11 protein-coding genes are annotated in these 20270 nt (G+C 55.5%); 6 read left to right on the top strand and 5 right to left on the bottom strand.

Annotated features, from left to right (window positions below; translation table 11 throughout):
• Nucleotides 1-22 precede the first annotated feature (22 nt).
• Together QN359_RS12810 and QN359_RS12805 are read right to left on the bottom strand one after the other, a co-directional pair.
• On the bottom strand, nt 23-4447 hold the full coding sequence (locus QN359_RS12810) for an Ig-like domain-containing protein (RefSeq protein WP_322247426.1): 4425 nt from the start codon (nt 4445-4447) through the stop codon (nt 23-25).
• 404 nt (nt 4448-4851) lie between these two features.
• A complete protein-coding gene (locus QN359_RS12805; protein WP_322247427.1) occupies nt 4852-8856 on the bottom strand; it encodes an Ig-like domain-containing protein in 4005 nt (1334 codons plus the stop codon).
• A 272-nt stretch (nt 8857-9128) separates the two neighbouring features.
• On the opposite strand from QN359_RS12805, the gene QN359_RS12800 reads away from it, so the two are divergent.
• Nucleotides 9129-9371 carry a hypothetical protein gene (locus QN359_RS12800; RefSeq protein WP_322247428.1) on the top strand — a complete coding sequence of 81 codons (243 nt, stop codon included), beginning with the start codon at nt 9129-9131 and terminating at the stop codon, nt 9369-9371.
• Nucleotides 9372-10050: 679 nt separating this feature from the next.
• On the opposite strand, the gene QN359_RS12795 is transcribed toward QN359_RS12800, so the two are convergent.
• A complete protein-coding gene (locus QN359_RS12795; protein WP_322247429.1) occupies nt 10051-10710 on the bottom strand; it encodes a DUF4136 domain-containing protein in 660 nt (219 codons plus the stop codon).
• Nucleotides 10711-10991: 281 nt separating this feature from the next.
• On the opposite strand from QN359_RS12795, the gene pepN reads away from it, so the two are divergent.
• Both pepN and QN359_RS12785 read left to right on the top strand, forming a co-directional pair.
• Entirely contained in the window at nt 10992-13676 is a 2685-nt protein-coding gene (gene pepN, locus QN359_RS12790; protein ID WP_322247430.1) for an aminopeptidase N, read from the top strand.
• Nucleotides 13677-13745: 69 nt separating this feature from the next.
• Nucleotides 13746-14753 (top strand): class 1 fructose-bisphosphatase, encoded by a 1008-nt coding sequence (locus QN359_RS12785; RefSeq protein ID WP_322247431.1) that lies wholly within the window; start codon nt 13746-13748, stop codon nt 14751-14753.
• Nucleotides 14754-15160: 407 nt separating this feature from the next.
• Here QN359_RS12785 and QN359_RS12780 read toward each other — a convergent pair whose 3' ends face one another.
• Nucleotides 15161-15823, bottom strand: a complete 663-nt coding sequence (locus QN359_RS12780) for a hypothetical protein (protein ID WP_323493303.1) — start codon at nt 15821-15823, stop codon at nt 15161-15163.
• Between the two features lie 183 nt (nt 15824-16006).
• Nucleotides 16007-17086: an MBL fold metallo-hydrolase gene (locus QN359_RS12775; RefSeq protein ID WP_416200176.1), complete on the bottom strand. Its 1080-nt coding sequence runs from the start codon at nt 17084-17086 to the stop codon at nt 16007-16009.
• Between the two features lie 165 nt (nt 17087-17251).
• Between QN359_RS12775 and QN359_RS12770 the strand changes: the two genes are divergently transcribed.
• The 3 genes from QN359_RS12770 (at nt 17252) to tolB (ending at nt 20257) form a co-directional block, all read left to right on the top strand.
• The gene (locus QN359_RS12770) at nt 17252-17863 is read left to right on the top strand and encodes a TetR/AcrR family transcriptional regulator (protein WP_322247434.1); all 612 of its coding nucleotides are present in this window, start codon (nt 17252-17254) and stop codon (nt 17861-17863) included.
• Between the two features lie 153 nt (nt 17864-18016).
• On the top strand, nt 18017-18964 hold the full coding sequence (locus tag QN359_RS12765; RefSeq protein ID WP_322247435.1) for a cell envelope integrity protein TolA: 948 nt from the start codon (nt 18017-18019) through the stop codon (nt 18962-18964).
• A 9-nt stretch (nt 18965-18973) separates the two neighbouring features.
• Entirely contained in the window at nt 18974-20257 is a 1284-nt protein-coding gene (gene tolB / locus QN359_RS12760) for a Tol-Pal system beta propeller repeat protein TolB (RefSeq protein WP_416200234.1), read from the top strand.
• Nucleotides 20258-20270 lie beyond the last annotated feature (13 nt).

Raw genomic sequence — 20270 nt, 5'->3', positions numbered from 1 at the left:
TTGTTAACACGTCGGCAATGGTTTACAGAGACAAGCTGAGATCCTGCTGTAACTGCAACTCATCGATCAGTGTCATCGACTGATAATGTGTCATTGCCGCGGCCATTTCTGCCGTGGCTGGCGCAACGTGGTCGACTGCTTGGTACGGTGGCAGCAGATCGATAGCGCCTTGAGCCAGCAGATCGGACTGCGCGAGTACGGTGTCAGATGGCGCTTCTGTGGGCTGACTGGCCATGTGCAACAGTTGGCTCAGCAGATCTTGCTCGCTGTTTTCCATACTGGTGCGCGCTGACTGTGTGGCATCGCTATCGACGATGCTGAACTCTTTGGCCGTGCTGGCCAGACTATGATTGCCAGCCAGATCGACCGCGATCACTGTGAAGCGGTGTGAGCCTAGGCTCAGATCTTCGCTCGGCGTGAAAGACCAACTGCCGTCTGGATCAACCAGGCTGCTGCCGATTTGCTTGCCGTTGTCCATGATGATCATGCTATGGACATCATTGCCGCTGCGGCCTTCTCGTCCGTGCAGGATGGGTTGGCGGTCTTCGGTGCTGTCCCCTCTCAGCACGCCGACGCTGCCTCCCGCTCCCTCATCGATGGACACACTGAAGTAAGGCTGATCCGGCCGCTCGGTATCAATGGTAAACAGCAGATCTTCGATGGCGCGGTAGTCATTGTTGCTGTCGAGAGCAACGATGCTCAGCGTATGGCTGGTTTCAGCCAGGTTGTGATCGAACGTGAAGGTCCAGCGCTGATTCTCGCCGACGCTGGTGCGGCCGAGTTCTATGCCACTTTGGTCGTAGATGACAATTTTGTCGCCGCTGATGCCAGCGCCGGACAGGGTAGGCCGGGCCGTGTTGCTCATGCCATTGATCAGCCAGGCGGTGGACACCAGCGCGCTGTCGTCCGTCTCGATTGGTTTGCTCGCGCTTGCGCCCGGCAATATGCTCAAGTTCAGCACATCGCTGATTTCGCTGACATGGCCGGCTTGATCGCGAATGATTACGGTCAGAGCGTGCGTGCCTTCTGGCAGATCTGCGCTCGGTTGGAAGAACCACGTACCATCCCCGTCAACCTCGCTCTGGCCCAGAATGCCACCCTGCTGATCGTAGATGGTGGCGGTGTACAGCGAGCTATCGCGCGGCGCGCCTTCAGTAGTGCTACCCCAAAGGGTAGGACGCGAGTTAAGCGTGCTCTCGGCATCACCGTCATGACTATCGCTTGGCTGCAGCGCGATGCTAGATTTGCCCGGCGCGATCGTATCGACCACGACACTCACAAAACTATGGTGGTAAGGAACCTCGCGCGGTTCGCCGTCCGCGGTGGTGGCGCGCACTCTCAAGCTTTGATAGCCTTGTGCCACGGCGACCGTTGTGGTCAGCGTCCAGCTGCCGTCACGGCCGACTATGGCTTCGCCCAGTGCTTGACCATCCTGGGTGTAGACAGTGATTTTGTCGCCGCGTATGCCGTAGCCTGAGAGCGTAGGATGCGCACTGAAGCCATCGATGTGCGCGCCGCCTACGGCAAAACCAGCTTGTAAGTTAGCGCTGATATTGAAGTCGAGTTCGCCGAGCGGGGTGCTGACGGCGCTGCCGGGGGCGGTAACGCTGGCTGACAAAATGTGCGCCCCGTCCTCAAGCTGTAGATTATTTGGCAGCGACCAGGTGCCTTGTGCGTCGACTGGCACCGAGGCGATCCAGGTACCGTTGTGATAGATGGAGATGGTGGCGCCGGCTATCGCGTTGCCCGACAGATTGACCTGCTTCACGGTGCTGGTGTCGGCGTTGAGTATTTCTACTCCGGCGGCATTGACAACATGGAAGGCTTGGCTTGCGTCCAGCACTGGTGCCGGTTCGACGATGGCCGGTGTTGGGTCGATCGTGATACTGTGCGGCCGACTCATCTCGCTGACATTGCCGGCCAGATCGGTGATGCTGATGGTGAGATCGTGTTTGCCATCGGCCAGATCAGTCAGCGGTTGGAACGACCATACGCGTTCGGGTGTCACCGTGGCTTGCCCGAGGAAATCACCATTGTCATAGATGTCAACGCGCCCGCCCGGTTCGCCGAAGCCGTTCAGCAGTGGACGCGGATCATCGGTGCTCGCGTGGTCGAGCAAGCCGCCCTGAATCTCGCCAACGGTGTCATTGATCTGAAAGTAGGGCTGCTCTGGTGCTTCAAAGTCACTGACGAAGGACAGGGCATTGGCATGGATAGTCACATTGTTATCGGCATCGACGGCGCGCAGACTCAGGCGTTGTACACCCGAGAGCAGATCGGCGCTGATGGTCAGCGACCAGATGCCTTGCGGATTGACTTCGGCCGTGCCGAGCGCGATACCGGCATTGCCGATCAGGGTGATTTGCTCGCCTGGCTTGCCGGTTCCGGAAAATTGTGGGCGCACAAGATTGGTGGTGCCATTGGCGAACCAGTCGGGGGCGTTGAAGTTTGGTTTGCCTGCCACGATAGGGTGGACGTCATACGTGGTGTCGGTCGTGAAATGCAGTTCCTCGCTCTGTACGCTGTTATTGCCGGCGGCATCGGTGGCTTCGGCTACCAGACGGTGTGCGCCATCGGCCAGCTTGTCGACACGCACCGACCAATTGCCATCGGCATCGACTTCGGTATTGGCGACAAATACTTTTCTGGGCAAGGGATTACCATCGGCACCGGGTTTGGCATGGGCGAGAGATGTGCCAGGGTCCTGGAGTCCAGGAATAGATATGATGTCGCCAGGTGTGCCATTGCCAGGTGTGCTAGGGTAAAAGAGTTCAAAAATAGATATGATGTCGCCAGGTGTGCCGCGGCCGGACAAAGTTGGTCGTGCGTCGTCGCTGCTAGCGTTTTGGGCGATTCCGCCGTATTGGTAGCCGACGCCATCAGTGATGAGGATGTCGCTTAATTTCTCTGGTGCCTGCGTGTCTATCGTCATGGGCATGATGTCACTGTGAGGGCTGACACGGTTTTCCAGATCGGTGATAGTGACGCTCAGTTGGTATTGGCCATCGTCCAGCGCGGTGATTTGTTTATAGTTCCAGTTTCCATTGGGCTCAACACGGGTGATGGCGATTACCTCGCCCTTGTTGTAGATGGTGACCAGGCTACCGGCTGGTGCCTCGGTTTGGCCAAAAATTTCCGGCGTATTGTCATCGGTCAGTCCATCGTCAAAGAGTATGCCAAAATGACCAGCATTGCTGTAAGCACCCTCATTGTCGTAGACGAAAAATGTCGGTTTGTCCGGTGCACCGGCAACGACGACTGCTTCGGTGACAGGCGCAATGACCGGCTCTGTCACTGGTTCAACGACAGGTTCAACGACAGGTTCAACGACAGGTTCAATGACAGCTGCGAGGCTGTCGACGATGGTAAAGCTCAGCGAGTTTGCCGCGCTGGAATTCATGGCAGCATCCATGGCATACACGGTCAGATCATTGACACCGAGCTCAAGATCGGTGGCGAGATCAAGCTTCCAGTTGCCGAATTGATCGACCTCAGCAGTACCGAGTTCACCACTATTGCCGAAGACATAGATGATGTTGCCGGCTTCGCCGCTGCCTGACAGCGTAGGGCGCAGGGTGTCGATGGTCGCGCCATTGGCGATGACTTCACTGGCAGCGTTGCTGACATGAAATTCGGGCAGCTTTGGTGCCGTGATGTCAACGGTAAACAGGAACGGCGCGCTCGCTGCGCTGACATGCGCTTCGTAACTGGCGCTCACGCTGAGGCTGTGTTGGCCTGCGTCGAGTTCGAAGTTGGGCGAGTAAGACCAGAAGCCGGTTTCATCGACATCGGTTGAGCCGATCAGCTTGCCGTCAAGATAAACGTTGATAGTGTGCTTGGCCAGTGCTGGATCGGTATAGCTCAATTGCGGCTGGTTTGAGCCAGCATAGCCGTTGGCTTCGATTGCTTGGCCCAGATTGTCGACTATCTCGAAGACGGGTGGCGCAATCGCTGAGGCTTCTTTGGTGGCGATGGTGAAGCTGACGGCTTCGCTCGCTGCACCAGTGGCGCGGCCAGGGCCGCTGACGACGATGGAAAGGCTGTGCGCGCCATCGTCGAGCGTGGGCACATAAGTCCAGGAACCGTTGGCCTTGACGTTGACGCTGGCGATCTGGCGGCCATGGTCATAGATGGCGATGGTGTCGCCGGGCTTGGCGTTGCCCATCATCATAGTCGTGTCGTCGTCGGTGCGATCGCCATTTTTAATTTGACCGGTTTGCTTGCCTTTGTTATCGAGCAGGCGGAACACTGGTGCATTGGGTGCGGCGACGGTGACTGGCGCTGCGCTGGCAGCGCTGCCAGTCGCGGCTACTGGCACGGTGTCGACCTCGGCGAGCAGGCTGGGCTTGGCCTTGCTCGAGGCCGGACGCAGCGGCTGTGGTGCCGCAATGTTGTGGTTGGCGCCGGCCAGCGCTGTTGCTGTGGTGTGGGGGGGCTGCTCAGTCATTTTCTGAGAAGTTGACAGCTTGATTTTCTGTTTCAAAGTGGATTGCTCCATAAAAATTTAGGGGTAAGCGCATTTTTTTAAAAAAGCGGCTTATTTTCTGATTTGCATTTTTTTCGGCTTACTTCAAGCTAAGCGGCATGACTATGGCGGCTGCAGGTGCAGGCCATAGTCAGCTCGGTCAGCTCAGGCATTGGGGTGCCGCGCCATGGCGGAAGCCGCACTATCCCCTGCGATCAAGCGAGTGCTGCTGGCTGGATCGCGTGCTGTTAGAACCATCAAATTTTGTCAGCATCACATTGCTGCCATGCTGACCGTGGCGATGAAACTGGCGGCAAACCTGTTACCGCAGCGTGCTCAGTTGTTTGTGAGTTGGCCGCGGATGGGCTGCTTGGTGCTCAGTCGTATCAATACATCAGGCCGGCCTCTTGTTGCTGCATCAATTGCTCGATTTGGCAAGCGCTCAGATAAGCGGCGCTGGAGGCGGCCGCCAGCGTTTCCGATAGCGATGCTGGCGTGGACGCCGGCGCGAAGACTGGCAGATCGCTGAACTCTGTTGGCGCGGCTGCCAACAGTTGCTCGATGGAAAACGGCAGTGTTGCGAGTTGCTTGACTGCGACCTCTGCGCCGACCGGCAGTGTTGCTTCGGCCGTTTGCGGTTCTGCGGTGCTGCGTTCGCCATCGGCCAGTTGTTCGATACCGGACAGTTCTTCTTGCGCGAGCGGCGCGGCGCGATGCCAGCTTGAGCCTTCCGGCGCGACACTGGCAAAAGTGCCACTGACCGGGCGACTCCAAGTGGCGTCAGCATGCGCGGCGTTCCAGTCGCCGGGTTGACCGGTGGTATCGTTGCTGATCGAAGCTTCGAAACGATAATTGCCTTCCAGCAGCCAGCCTGGTCCGTAGCTGAAATTCCCTTCCGGCAGCGAGACAACGCTATCCTGTATCAGATCACCGCCGTCATCGTAAATTTTGATGTGGAGCTTGCCACGGTGCGATGAGGTGAAATAGATACGCGGAAAATCATCGTCCGCTACCGCATGTCGTACGACAAGGCTCAGATGATCAACGCTGGCCAGATAATCGGTGGCATCGAGTTGGAAGTTCAGCGGATCGCTGAATTGGCTGGTCTTGCCGTTCAGATCGGTTTCGGTGATGCGGAACTGATGGGCACCATTCCCTAAATCCTGCATCAGATCAGCGCGCCATTTACCGCATGAATTAATGACGTTGGTCAACAGCAGGGTGTCGCCATCGTAGATGCGAATCACATGTCCTGGGATGCCGCTGCCTTGTAAGACCGGGCGCGGATCATCAATGGTGTCACCTTCTTGCAGTTGGCTGTAGCCCTTGATTCTATCCCAGACGTCGAAGCTCGGTTTCGCCGGTGCATCAATGTCGATCTCGACGACAGGGGTAATCACCGGCGCTGCGGCGATGCTGAAATCCATGCTGATGGTTTGCTCCGGATTGCCGGCCAAGTCGTAAGCGCTGATCTGGAAGCTATGCGCGCCACTCGACAGGGCTTGCGGCAGCGGGAAAGTCCAGTTGCCATCGCCATCGATTTCGACGCGGCCGAGTAGCACATTGCCCTGGCCTTCGATGCGGATAAAGTCACCGGGCGTACCTTTGCCTTGCAAAACAGGGCGGGTATGGGTACTGGCAAGCGTGCCGCCGGAAGCGAGCTCGATGCCGGCTTCATTGATGACGCTGCAGCTTGGTGTGGCCGTGGCGGTAGCGTCGAGAGTGAAGCTGACCGGTTCGCTGGCGGCGCTGTGTGTGACTTGGGGGCTTTGCGTGCCTGGCGCTTTGGCGGTGTGGACGGTGATGGCGCTAAAGCTGTAGCTACCGTCTGTCAGCGTGGCGCTGAGCGGGAAAGTCCAGTTACCGTTTTGATCGACGTCGGCGCTGCCGATTTCTGTATCGTTGGCAGAAATGTTGACGCGGGTGTTGCGCAGGCCAGTGCCGGTGAGGATAGGCTGGGAATTGTTGCTCAGCGCTGCCTCGGCCAGGCCGACGATGGCAATGGTGGGCGCTGCGGGCGGGATGGTTAAATCGACAATGATGGATTGCACCGGATTAGCGGCCAAGTCGTAAGCGCTGATTATGTAACTCTTCGCGCCAATCGACTGGTGGTTTTTGAACTGGAAAGTCCAGTCGCCGTTGTCATCGATTTGAACGGTGCCGTATTGAACACGCCGACTGTCTGAGATGCGAATAAAGTCGCCAGGCGTACCTTTTCCGTGCAAAACAGGGCGGGTATCGGTGGCGGCAAGCGTGGCACCGGAAGTGACGTCGATGCCGGCACCCGTGGTGATGAAGACCTCCGTCGGTGCGGCCGTGGCGGTAGCGTCGAGAGTGAAGCTGACCGGCTCGCTGGCGGCGCTGTGCACGACTTGCGTCTGGCTGGCGTCGATGGCGATGGCAATAAAGCGGTAGGTGCCGTCTGTCAGCGCGCTACTGAGCGGGAAAGTCCAGTTGCCATTTTGATCGACGTCGGCGCTGCCGATTTCATTATCGTTGGCAAAAATACTGATGCGGGTGTTGCGCGGGCCCGTGCCTTTGAGGGTGGGCTGGGAATGGTTGCTCAGCGCTGCCGCTGCCATGCCTTCGATGAAGATGGTGGGGGCTGCGGGTATGTTCAGTGGAACGGGGGCGATACTGAAGGCCATGCTGATGGTTTGCTCTGGATTGCCGGCCAAGTCGTAAGCGCTGATCTGGAAGCTATGCTCGCCACTCGACAGGGCTTGCGGGAGCGGGAAAGTCCAGTTGCCAGCGCTATCGATTTTCACGCGGCCGAGTACCACATCACCTTGGCCTTCGATACGGATAAAGTCACCGGGCGTACCTTTGCCATGCAAAACAGGGCGGGTGTGGGTGCTGGCAAGCGTGCCGCCGGAAGCGAGCTCGATGCCGGCTTCATTGATGACGCTGCAGCTTGGTGTGGCCGTGGCGGTGGCGTCGAGTGTAAAGTAGACCGGCTCGCTGGCGGCGCTGTGCATGACTTGCGCCTGGCTGGTGTCGATGGCGATGGCGCTAAAGCGGTAGGTGCCGTCTTTCAGCGCGGCGCTGAGCGGGAAAGTCCAGTCGCCATTTTGATCGACGTCGGCGCTGCCGATTTCTGTATCGTTGGCAAAAATGCTGACGCGGGTGTTGCGCGGGCCCGTGCCTTTGAGGGTAGGCTGGGAATGGTTGCTCAGCGCTGCCTCGACCACGCCTTCGATGGCAATGGTGGGGGTGGCGGGGGGGATCAGCGGTACGCTGGTGTCGAGGTTGAAATCAAACTGCTCGCTGAATTCACTGTGATTGCCGGCGGCATCGCTTACCCGGATCTTGAAGTGGTATTCACCATCATCAAGTGGTGCATCGAACTCGAACTTCCAGCTGTTATCGTCCGGATTGACGGTGGCAATACCGAGTTCTGTGACGCCGTTGTAGATGGTGACGGTAGCGCCGATTTCTGCTTGGCCTTGCAGTTGTGGCAGCATGCAGTCAGTCAGTTCTGACAGCGGTTGCGCTTGCTCGTCGGTGACCGTAAATGTTGGTTTTGCCGGCGGCGTGATGTCGACGGTGAACTGGAAGGGCGCGCTTGCTGCGCTGACATTATCTTGGTAGCTGGCGCTCACGCTGACGCTGTGCTGACCTTCGGAGAGTGAGAGTTCCTCGGGCGGGGCGTAAAACCAGAAGCCGCTGTCATCGACCTCGGCTGTGCCGCTCAGTTTGCCATCGATATAAATATGGATGGTGTGCTTGGCCAGCGTTGGATCGGTATAGCTCAGTTGCGGCTGAATCGAGCTGGCATAGCCATTGGCTTGCACCAATGCGCCCAGATCATCGAACATTTCGAAGGCGGGTGGTGCAATCACTGGGGCTGCTTTGGTGGCGACGGTGAAGTTGACGGCTTCGCTGGCGAGGCCAGTGGCGCGGCCAATGCCGCTGACGACGATGGAGAGGGTGTGCGCGCCATCTTCAAGGGTTGGCACGTAGGTCCAGGAACCGTTAGCCTTGGCTTTGACGCTGGCGATCTGCTGGCCATGGTTGTAGATGGCGATGGTGTCGCCTGGTCTGGCGTTGCCCATCATCATGGTGGTATTGTCGTCGGTGCGGTCGCCATTGTTAATTTGGCCGGTTTGCTTGCCTTTGTTATCGAGCAGGCGGAAGGCCGGTGCGCTGGGCGCTGCGAGATTGACTGGCGTTGCGGTGGCGGCCGGCGCGGTGACTGTTGGGGCGGCGTCGACATCGGCGAGCAGCTTGGACTTGGCTTTATCGGCGGATGGACGGGGTGGTCGTGCTGCTTCAATGGTGTGAGTGGAGACGGCCAGCGCCGGTGCTGCTGTGCCGTGTGGGGCTGACTTGTCAGTCATTTCCTGAGAAGTTGGCAGCTTGATTTTCTGTTTCAAAGTAGATGGCTCCATAAAATTTTTCATGTGATAAAAAAAGTTTTTTTAGAGGAAAGCGCAGATTATTTTCTGATCTGCATTGCTTTCTTCCGTCTGTGCGGCATACATACAGGGGGTAATCGCGGCTGTTCGCAGTTGACTTCGGCACACTTGCTGATAAGACGAAAAGCGCTGTCAGTGTCGGGTCGAGATACCTAATATGCATGTATAATTGTAAAGACGGCTCACATCTCTTACGATCAGACAGTTACTGGTTTTGAGATTGAATCAATAGGATTCGTATTGAAATGTTTCAAGGGGTTTGCGCGTTTTTATTTAACGGTGTTACCGTTGCGATTTTTTTTTGCGTCAAAAATGATGCTGAAATGGCTAGAAAACTGGTTTTTAAAGTGCGCGCAGAAGTGCGCCGCAATCCTTGGCGGCAGCGGCGAACAGGACGTCTCTACCTGAGAGCAGCTCGGTCTGAAGCCAGCGTGCTGGCTATGGGGCTCGACACGTTTGTACTATTTAGTCATCAAAAATCTGACTAGGGTTTGAAACCCCGGCCTTCAGAGGCTGTCGCAAAAGCCTGATGGACGATTTTTATATCTGAAACACCGCATACCGCGTCTTTCCCGCATGCCACAGCCTCGTCATTCCTGCATGCCACAGCCTCGTCATTCCCGCATGCCACAGCCTCGTCATTCCCGCATGCTTTTGGCGGGAACCCAGTGTCGTTTTCAGCGCTGAAAACACCATCATTTCTGGCATTTTCAGTTAACCACGAACGCCGCTGGGTTCCTGCCAAAAGCGCGCAGGAATGACGTGGCCACCCGTTAGGGTAATGATACCGACTCAATACCCTAACGGCAGACATGTCACTCCCCGTGCTCTCGCCTCGTCATTCCTGCGTAGGAAGGAATCGAGTGGCACGTCAGTGCCTTCAGGGTAAGAGGTCGATCAAGGGCACTTTTTTTTCTGTGAAATGAACACCTCCTGCTGCGCCTGAGCAGCACAGATATCACAGATATAAAGGGCGTGTACGCGCCACTCGATTGCCGCCTGCGCGGCAATGACGAATTGGGCGAATGGGTGGGCGCGTAATCGACCTGACTTGTGGGTAATGATCAGGCTTTTGCGACAGCCTCTTGGGGCCGGTGAGCGACGAAGGAGCGACGCGATGGGAGGGGATGCAAACCCCTTCCAGAGTCTTTTCCATCGGCACTGCCCTTACCTGCTGGCCGCGGCCGGTTCGGCTTTGTGCAAGGGCAGTTCCAGTGTCACGGTGCTGCCATTTTTTTGCGGAAAGCCGTACAGCGCACTCTCGATCAGATAAGGCATGTACTCACTGATGTGCGGCGATACTTGTTCGCTGCTGACTTTGATGTTCGCCAGTTTGCGCTCACTGTCGACTTCACTCATGGTGATGTCGAGTTGGTGCAGATAATAAGGGTTGACGCTGAGCTCAAGCGGACGCGGCGCAAATTGGCGCAGACCGAAGTAGGGTCCGTAGCTGCCGTAGGGGCCGTAATAATAGACATGGCTGAAATGCATGCGCCAGTACGGGTCATACATGCTCGGTTGCCATAGCGGCATAACTTGCACTTCGCTTAAGCTGCTTGCATATTGCATGCCGATTTTCAGATTCGGCTTGGCACCGAGCGCTGCTTCGGAGAATCCATGTAAGCCTAACTGCTGGCGCAGTGTATTTTCATAAAATTTGTATTCAGGATTATTTTCCTGCGCCGGCGCGCGTTCCAGAATATATGTGGTGTTCTGCGCATTGGCCGGCCATTCATGAAAACTGCTGACCTGACTGGTAAAGGTGCTGGCACAGCCGCTCAAGAATAAAGTGAGCAGCATGACCCCGGCAGGGATAAAACGTTTCATCATCAACTCCGTATCTGGTGACAGTTTTGGTCTGATCTCTATGATAGAGCGAAAGCGGCGGCATTGCTGTATCGGTGTGTAAGTATCAGACCGCGGCGCACGCAAACGGTTCCTCAGAACGCACACAATGGCTGAAAATCTGCCCTTGTCTGGTCGATTAAGGCTAAATCGTCGAAATTTTGGTGGTTTTTATGCCTTGCGCTTCATCAATTGGTAAAATGCGGGTCTGAGCAAGGTTCACGAGACTTTGATCTTTCCCTAATTTTCCAGAGACCACTCCCATGCGTAACGATATCGCGACTACCCCGACTAGCATTTTTCGCAAAGATTATGTCGCCCCCGGCTTTTGGGTTGACACCGTGGAAATGGGTTTTGACCTCGATTTGCAGGCAACCCATGTCGCTACCCGCATCACTCTGCGCCGCAATCATGACAGCAGCGAGCGCGATCTGGTGTTGTTCGGTGCTTCCTTGAAGTTATTGCAATTACGCATGAACGGCGTGAATCTGAAAAAATCGGCTTATCGCATCGATGGCGAAACATTGCGTATAAGTAATGCTCCTGATGAAATCTTGCTCGAAATTGAAACCCTCATCAATCCGCAGAAAAACACCTCGCTCTCGGGTTTGTACGCGTCCAATGGCAATTTGATCACGCAATGCGAAGCCGAAGGCTTCCGCAAGATCACTTGGTTCCCCGACCGTCCCGACGTGATGGCGAAATACACCGTGATGTTGCGCGGTGATAAAAAACAATTCCCGGTCTTGCTCGGTAATGGCAATTTGATCGATCACGGTGATCTCGGTGATGGCCGCCATTTCGCCAAATGGGAAGACCCATTCAACAAACCTTCTTATTTGTTCGCGCTGGTCGCCGGCAAGTTGGTGTGTCAAGAAGAAAATTATCGTCTGCAGTCGGGCCGCAAAGTTTTGCTGCAAGTCTGGGTTGAGCCGGGAAATCTGGATAAAACCCAGCATGCCATGGATTCACTTAAAAACAGCATACACTGGGATGAGCAACGCTTCGGTCTGGAGCTTGATCTCGATCGCTTCATGATCGTCGCTACCAGCGACTTCAATATGGGTGCGATGGAAAACAAAGGTTTGAATATTTTCAACACCAAGTTTGTCCTGGCCAACCCGAGTCTGGCAACCGATATCGATTACGCCGGCATTGAATCGGTCGTCGGACATGAGTACTTCCATAACTGGACCGGTAACCGCGTCACTTGTCGCGACTGGTTCCAACTCTCGCTCAAAGAGGGTTTGACGGTCTTCCGCGATCAAGAATTTTCGGCCGACCTGGTCGGCAGTGCCACCGGGCGCGCCGTCAAGCGCATCGAAGACGTGCGGGTATTGCGTCAGGTGCAGTTCTCTGAAGATGCCGGTCCTATGGCGCATCCGGTGCGGCCTGATTCCTTTGTGGAAATCAATAATTTTTATACCGTCACGATTTACGAAAAGGGCGCCGAAGTGGTGCGCATGTATTACACCCTGCTCGGTCATGATGGCTTTCGCAAAGGCATGGATTTGTACTTCGCTCGGCATGATGGCCAAGCCGTGACCTGCGATGATTTCCGTGCCGCCATGGCCGATTCCAGCGGCCGCGATCTGAGTCAATTCGAACGTTGGTACAGCCAAGCCGGCACCGCGCGCGTGCATGCCGTCGGCAGCTATGATGCGGAACAACGCAGTTATACGCTGACGCTGACGCAATCTTGCCCGGCTACGCCAGGGCAGGCAGAAAAACTGCCGTTCCATATTCCGGTCGCGCTCGGCTTGCTCGATGCTGCCGGCAATGATATCGCGTTGCACTGCGAGGCTTACCCACAAACGGCCGGTGCCACGTCGCTGGTGCTGGAATTGTGCCAAGCCAGCCAAAGCTTCCTGTTTACCGATGTGGCAGCCGCGCCGGTGCCATCGCTGTTGCGTAATTTTTCAGCCCCAGTGGTGCTGGACTACGACTACAGCGATGCCGATCTCAGCCTCTTGTTAGCGCATGACAGCGACCCGTTCAATCGCTGGGAAGCCGGCCAGCGTCTGGCCACACGCCGTTTGGTCAAGCTCACTCGCGCCGTGCAAGACGAGCTGCCGCTGGAACTCGATGAAGCCTTCATTGCCGCCCTACGCAGCACCCTCGCTGACACGACGCTCGATCCGGCGTTCCGCGAACTGGTGTTGACCCTGCCATCGGAATTGATGATTGCCGAACAATTTGAGGTAGTCGATCCGCAAGCGATTCATCGCGCGCGGCAATTCATGCGCAGCACGCTGACGCAGCATTTACGCGTCGAATTGCTCAGTGCGTATGAAAGTAATCTGACGCCCGGTAAGTACAGCCCCGATGCCGCTTCCATGGCCAAGCGCGGTTTGAAAAATCTGGCCCTGTCTTATTTGCTTGAGTGGGCTGACAGCAGCACGTTCGCGCTGGCACTGACGCAGTTCGACGAGGCGCAGAATATGACAGACCGTTTGGCGGCGCTGGCAGCACTGACGAATTTCAAAGGCAATGCAAGGCAACGCATACAGGCGCTGGCCTGCCTGAAGAAATTTTACCGCGACTTCAAACAAGAAGCCTTGGTCATCGATAAATGGTTTGCCTTGCAAGCCGTGGCCGATACCACTGATGTCGCCGTGGTGCGCGGCTTGATGGCGCACGCCGCGTTCACACTGGGTAACCCGAATCGCGCGCGCAGCTTGACTTTCAGCTTTTGCAACGCGAATCCGGCGCGCTTTCATGCTGCCGATGGCAGCGGTTACGCCTTATGGGCTGAACTGGTGATTGCTCTTAATAAAACCAACCCGCAAGTGGCGGCCCGTCTGGCACGCAGTCTCGACCGCTGGCAGAAATACCCGTTGGCCTTGCAAGAATTAATGAAAGCCGCTTTACGCAAAGTGGCCGACAGTAAAAAACTCTCGAACGATGTGCTGGAAGTGGTCAGTAAAGCCTTGGCCGCCGCCGCTTAAGCTTCGGCTTGTGTTATCTGCGCTTCGCCCTGCACGAAGCGCATCTTTTGTCTCTCAATAAGGATCATTATGAAACGTGTCAGCCTGACCCAGTATCTGGTCGAAGAACAGCGCCTCAACAATTCGATTCCGGCCGAATTGCGGCTTCTTATAGAAGTGGTTGCGCGCGCCTGTAAAACCATCAGCCATGCGGTCGGCAAGGGTGCGCTGGGAGAAGTTCTCGGCACGGCAGGCAGTGAAAATGTTCAGGGTGAAGTACAGAAGAAACTCGATATTTTATCGAATGAGATTCTGCTCGAAGCCAATGAGTGGGGTGGCCATTTAGCTGCGATGGCATCGGAAGAAATGGAAACCATCCATCCTATTCCTAACCGTTATCCTATGGGCGAATACATGTTGTTGTTCGATCCGCTGGATGGTTCGAGCAATATCGACGTCAATGTGTCGATCGGAACAATTTTTTCCGTGCTCAAAGCACCGGATGGGATGGCGGCACCGACTGAGCAAGATTTCCTCCAGCCTGGCAGCAAGCAAGTCGCCGCCGGTTACGCCGTCTACGGCCCACAAACCGTACTGGTTTTCACCACAGGGAACGGCGTCAATTGCTTCACGCTCGACCGTGAAATGGGTTCTTGGGTATTAACTCAGCGCAATATGCAAATTCCGCAGGAAACCAGTGAATTTGCTATCAATGCCTCGAATATGCGTCACTGGCATGCGCCGGTTACGCGCTATGTCGATGAACTGTTGGCGGGTAAAACCGGCCCGCGCGAACGCGATTTCAATATGCGTTGGGTCGCCTCCATGGTGGCTGACGTACATCGTATTCTGAATCGCGGCGGGGTTTTCCTGTACCCGGCCGATTTGCGTGAACCGGACAAGGCCGGCAAATTGCGTCTGATGTATGAAGCCAATCCTATGGCCTTCATCGTCGAACAAGCCGGTGGTGCTGCCACCAATGGCAGCGTGCGCATGCTCGATTTGCAGCCGACGGCTTTGCATCAGCGGGTACCGGTCTTCCTCGGTTCCAAGAATGAGGTGGAACGCGTTACTGCTTATCATCAAAAATCTGACTAGGGTTTGAAACCCCGGCCTTCAGAGGCTGTCGCAAAAGCCTGATGGACGCTTTTTTTACACCTGAAACACCGTATACCTCGTCATTCCCGCATGCTTTTGGCGGGAACCTAGTGTCGTTTTTTACACTGAAAATGCCACAATTTCTGGCATTTTCAGTTAACCACGAACGCCGCTGGGTTCCTGCCAAAAGCGCGCAGGAATGACGTGGCCACCAGTCAGGGTAATGATACCGACTCACTACCCTTTTGCGACAGCCTCTTTTGGCCGGTGAGCGACGAAGGAGCGACGCGATGGGAGGGGATGCAAACCGCTTCCAGAGTCTTTTCCATCGTCGCTTGCGACGATCCATTAAGTTGTTCAGCAGTAAAGCAGAAGAAAAGCCGCGATCGCGGCTTTTTTTTCGGCTGCTACAAGTGAGTGACGAGGACATCGAGTTCCGGATTTCTAGTCCCGAATAGCATCGGCTCGATTCTCGGGCGCGTGGCGTGGTGGCTGGAGAGCCGAAATTGCGGACAACTGCGCACCCGCAGGAGTGATAAATGATGTTGCGGTTTGAGTGGCGGCCAATTGTGCTGCGCCTTGGGCAGGGTGGCATCGGTTTCGCTGAGCGTGAATTGCAGCGCGAGTGGCGCTGGGCTGGCGGCGACATCGAGCTGGTCGGGCAGACTTAATCTGCTCAATTCCTTGATGTCAGCTTGGCTGAACCCATAATCTTCGTCGGTGTAGACATACGGATCAGACGATATTTCAGACAGTGCCTCGTTAAGCGAGGTGTCGTCAAGCGAGGAACTCGATGATGCCGTAGGCTCAAGCACCGGCGTGTTGTTGTCAATGCGAGCCTCAGTTGCTGGTGCAGGTGCTGCGACAGTAAGGGGCGGCACAGCCAGCGATTTTGTTGGTATCAGAAGCAACTGGCCATTCGACATAATGAGTTGATTGGAATCAAAGGCGTATTGTTTCACCAAACGACCACGGAATTCCGGCAGATACAAGGCACCGTCGCGCATGGCTTTGCTTGGTTTTTCCAGTTTTACACTGGCTTCGTTCCGCACCGCACGCAACAGACGCACGAATGGTCGCTTGAGTGTTCGTGCGGATTTTATGATTGCGGCCCAAGCGCTGGCCGCGCGGGATGAGAAAGCCGAGGGGGAGAAGGGATGGGGCATGGCGGCGCAGGGAAGTAGCGAGGAATCCATTGTCTCGAATTGCTTGCGAGAAATCTTTCAGATTTTGACCATTTCTGCCAGCTTGGTTTACTCTGCCAGTGCCGCTTGCAAGGCCATCGGTTCGCGCCGGGTATGGGGAAACAACCACCAACGCTGGCCCACTTGCGGCTCGCTGATGTCGACCGCTTCCCCCATTTGTGGCGTACTGATGCGTACTTGCTGGGCCGCCGCCAGTGCCACGATACGCTCGAACGGCTCGTACCAGGCATGCAACGACAAATCGAAGGTACCGTTGTGAATCGGCAGCAAATACTTGCCGCGCAAATCGAGATGGGCTTGCAGCGATTGTTCCGGCTGCATGTGCACGTCGGGCCATTGTTCATCATAAGCACCGGTTTCTATCAGGGTCAGATCGAAGGGCCCGTAGGCATCCCCGATTTGCTTGAAACCGGGGAAATAGCCGGAGTCGCCGCTGAAGAAAATTCTTTGGTCGCGCGTCAGGATAGTCCAAGACCCCCACAAAGATTGATCGCAGTCGCTCAGGCTGCGCCCGGAAAAATGTTGTGCCGGCGTGAATACGAAGTCGATTTCATGCAAGCGGCGACTTTGCCACCAGCTCGATTGTTTGACCTTTTCCGCGGCAATGCCCCAACTGATCAAGCGCTCACCAACGCCGATGGGCGTGAGAAAAAATTCGACTTTATCGGCCAGTTGCAGAATGGCAGCGCGATCAAGGTGATCGTAATGGTCGTGCGATAACAGTACCGCTTTGATCGGTGGCAGGTCGGCGATGCTGATTGGTGCTTGGTGGAAGCGCTGCGGTCCCATCCATTGAAATGGCGAGGCACGCTCAGAAAACACCGGGTCGGTGAGGAAAAAAGCACCGTGCAATTTCATTAATAGGGTCGAGTGACCGAGCCGGTACAGGGTCTGGTCGGGGGCGGCGAGCAATTGAGCCAAGCTCAATTCATGCACAGGAATGCTGCCACTGGGCACAGTGTTCGACGGCTTATTAAACAGGAAACGCCAGGCGATGCGCAGTGTTTTCAAAAAACTTGGCTCTTTAATACGGCGCTGGTTGAGAAATTTTTTGCCTTGTTTCAGTGCCGGGCTTGGTGCCGGGTTTGGTGCCATTTCGTGCTGAGTGCGTGCGGTGTTCATGGTCATCCTGGTTGAGGCAGTGCGCGTAGGGCTGCTGCAGAAATGAAAGCGGGTGCCTGTGAGATTCCGTTCGGCAATATTACACTACACAGTGTAGTTTTATTTTAAGGAGAAGTAAACCAGCTAGTGTAAAATACTTGCATTGCAGGTGTTTCTCGATGGATTTTTTTTATGACTGTACCAGAGCGTCAGACTGATCGTAAACGCGCCGCCATTTTGCAGGCTGCGATAGCCGAATTTCGCCGCAACGGTTTTGCCGCCACCAGCATGGATCAGATTGCTGCCACGGCCGGTGTCTCCAAGCGTACCGTGTACAACCATTTTCCCGGTAAGGAAGATTTGTTTGAGGCGATATTGCTGCAGCTCTGGCACAGTGCCACGACCGAGCAACATTTGCTGTATCAGCACGGCGTGGCGCTCAGTGAGCAATTGCGGCCTTTTCTGCAAAGCAAACTGCACATGTTCGGCGATCTGGACTTCCTCGATCTGGTTCGCGTTGCCGTCGCGGCGACGATTCATACACCAGAGCGTGCCCGCGACATCGTCGACCGCCTGCGCGGGAGTGAAACTGCGATTGTCAGTTGGCTGCGCGCGGCCCAAGCCGACCAGCAACTACGTGCCGCTGATCCGGTACTGATGGCCGATATGTTGCTTGGGCAATTGAAATCGCTGGCTTTTTGGCCCCAAGTTGCGATGGGGCAGGCGGCGTTGGATGCGGTGCAGCAAGAGCAAGTACTCAGTGTAACGCTGGGTTTATTCCTCGCTTATTATCAAAGTAGCTGATAGTCGGAATTATCTTGCAGCAATCTCGGGTGACGGGTTTATAATTTCAGCCGCAGCGATGTTGCATTGCAATTATCACCTGTCAGGGCTTATTTCAGTATTTATGTGCATTTTTTGCGGAACCATGACTGTGTCGGCAAGTCAAACAAGCTTATGATTCAAACACCTTCGCCTCACTACGATGACTTTTCTCGGCAGAAAACGGGGCAATGGCGTGCGCCTGTGCTGGCCGCACTGGTTCATTTATTCTTGATTTTATTCTTATGGATAGGCATACACTGGCAAAATGAGCAATCTGTCGCCGTCGAAGCCGAAGTCTGGGATCTGACTACGCGTGAAGCTGCCGCACCGCTGGCAGAGCCGCCACCGCCGCCACCGCCAACTCCGGTAGAACGTGAAATCGTGGCCGCACCACGGCCGCCCGAGCCAGTGCTGGAAGATCCAGAAATTGCTCTTCAGCAAGAAAAACAAAAATTGAATCTGGCCAAGCAGAAGAAACTGGCACTGGAACGTGAACAAGCGCGTGAACAAGAGCGCAAGCAAGAGCAACGTGCCGCCGATTTGCTGGCGCAAGAAAAAGAATTGCAAAAACGAGATAAAGAACGCGCTTTGCAAGCTAAAAAAGATAATGACAAGCAAAAAGTGCAAGATAAAGAGCGCCAGGATCAAGCGAGCAAGCAGCAATTGGCGAAAGACCAAGCTGCCCGTGACAAGGCATTCAAAGAAAATATGTCGCGTCTCAACGCTCAAGCCGGCGTCAGCGCTGCCGGTGGCAACGGCAGTAATGGGACGGCGGCCAAATCGACGGGCAATAATCGCGGCGATCCGAGTTACGGCGCAACGATTGCGGCCAAAATTCGCGCTAACACGATTTACAATGTGCCAGATATGGTCGCCGGTAATCCTGCCGTCGACTATCATATCGAATTATTACCAGATGGTTCTTTACGTGGCCCTATTCGCAAGCTCAAATCGTCCGGTATTCCCGGCTTTGATGAAGCCGTCGCTAAGGGTATAGAAAAGTCTCAGCCATTTCCCAAAGATAAATCGGGCAATGCCGCCGTGAATTTGGATCTGCATTACAAAATGAAAGAAGAGTAATTCTCAATGATGCCTTGGATGAAAAAAATTTCAGTCGGTGGAGTGCTGGCCGGCACGGTCCTGCTGCTGGCCGGTGCGCCGGTTCAGGCACAATTACGCATCGAAGTCTCTGGCGTCGGATCGAACCAAATTCCCTTGGCGCTGGCCGATTTTGCCGATGAAGCGCTGGCACCGCAAAAAATATCGGGCATTATTCGCGACGACCTGAGCCGCAGCGGCTATTTTAAACTCATCAGCAGCGATACGCCTTTGGCCGAAACCGCGTTGATCAATTTCGACGCCTGGAAAAAGCAGGGTGCTGAGGCACTCGCGATCGGCAGTGTCCATAGCTTGGCTGACGGCCGCTTTGATGTCCGTTACAAGTTGCTCGATACCTTGAAAGCCAACACCTTGTCGGGTTTTGCCGTGGCAGCCCCGGCGCTTGGCCTACGCCAGAGCGCGCATAAAATCGCCGACGATATCTATGAAAAATTGACTGGCGTGCGCGGTGCATTTTCTACCCGCATCGCCTACGTGACGAAATCCGGTGCCCAGTACCGCCTCGAAATCGCCGATGCCGACGGCGAGGGCGTGAAAGTAGCGCTGCGCTCGAACGAACCTATCATTTCGCCGGCGTGGTCGGCCGATGGCAGTAAGCTGGCCTATGTCTCATTCGAGACTAAAAAGCCGGTGGTCTGGGTGCAGAACTTGCTCAGCGGTGAACGCCGCATCGTCGCCAACTATAAGGGCAGTAATTCGGCACCAGCTTGGGCACCCGATGGCAGCCGCTTGGCGATCGCCTTATCGCGCGACGGCCTGACGCAAATTTATTCGGTCAATGCCGACGGTACCGGGCTACGTCGTCTCTCTAACAGCAACAGCATTGATACTGAGCCGCAATTTTCTGCCGATGGCCAATCGATTTATTTTCTCAGTGATCGCAGTGGTGGCCCGCAGATTTACCGCATGAATGCCAGCGGTGGTGAAGCCAGTCGAGTTACCTTCAACGGCAGCTATAACATCACTCCACGTATTTCACCGGATGGCCGCACGCTGGCGTATATTTCCCGGCGCGATGGTAAATTCCAACTCTATGCACTCGATCTCGGCAGCAGCCAGGAGCAGCGCCTGTCCGACAGCAGCAAGGACGAATCGCCGAGTTTTTCTCCTAACGGACGCTACATCATGTACGCTACCGAAGCCGGGCGGCGCGGTGCACTGGCCGTGGTCAGTGTCGATGGCAAGGTAAAACAGAAATTGACGGTGCAGGCCGGAGATATTCGGGAACCCACTTGGGGTCCTTTCATGAAATAGGTGGTTCTGACAT

The sequence above is a fragment of the Undibacterium sp. 5I2 genome, from assembly GCF_035019605.1.
Taxonomy (GTDB): Bacteria; Pseudomonadota; Gammaproteobacteria; order Burkholderiales; family Burkholderiaceae_D; genus Undibacterium.
This window is presented reverse-complemented; position numbering and strand designations above follow the sequence as displayed.

Excerpts from the sequence above, each read along its gene's own strand:
- QN359_RS12795 (WP_322247429.1), bottom strand. The coding sequence starts at position 10,710 with ATGAAACGTTTTATCCCTGCCGGGGTCATGCTGCTCACTTTATTCTTG.
- QN359_RS12810 (WP_322247426.1), bottom strand. The coding sequence starts at position 4,447 with ATGACTGAGCAGCCCCCCCACACCACAGCAACAGCGCTGGCCGGCGCC.
- QN359_RS12775 (WP_416200176.1), bottom strand. The coding sequence starts at position 17,086 with ATGACCATGAACACCGCACGCACTCAGCACGAAATGGCACCAAACCCG.
- tolB (WP_416200234.1), top strand. The coding sequence starts at position 18,974 with ATGCCTTGGATGAAAAAAATTTCAGTCGGTGGAGTGCTGGCCGGCACG.
- QN359_RS12800 (WP_322247428.1), top strand. The coding sequence starts at position 9,129 with ATGTTTCAAGGGGTTTGCGCGTTTTTATTTAACGGTGTTACCGTTGCG.
- QN359_RS12805 (WP_322247427.1), bottom strand. The coding sequence starts at position 8,856 with ATGGAGCCATCTACTTTGAAACAGAAAATCAAGCTGCCAACTTCTCAG.
- pepN (WP_322247430.1), top strand. The coding sequence starts at position 10,992 with ATGCGTAACGATATCGCGACTACCCCGACTAGCATTTTTCGCAAAGAT.
- QN359_RS12785 (WP_322247431.1), top strand. The coding sequence starts at position 13,746 with ATGAAACGTGTCAGCCTGACCCAGTATCTGGTCGAAGAACAGCGCCTC.
- QN359_RS12765 (WP_322247435.1), top strand. The coding sequence starts at position 18,017 with ATGATTCAAACACCTTCGCCTCACTACGATGACTTTTCTCGGCAGAAA.
- QN359_RS12770 (WP_322247434.1), top strand. The coding sequence starts at position 17,252 with ATGACTGTACCAGAGCGTCAGACTGATCGTAAACGCGCCGCCATTTTG.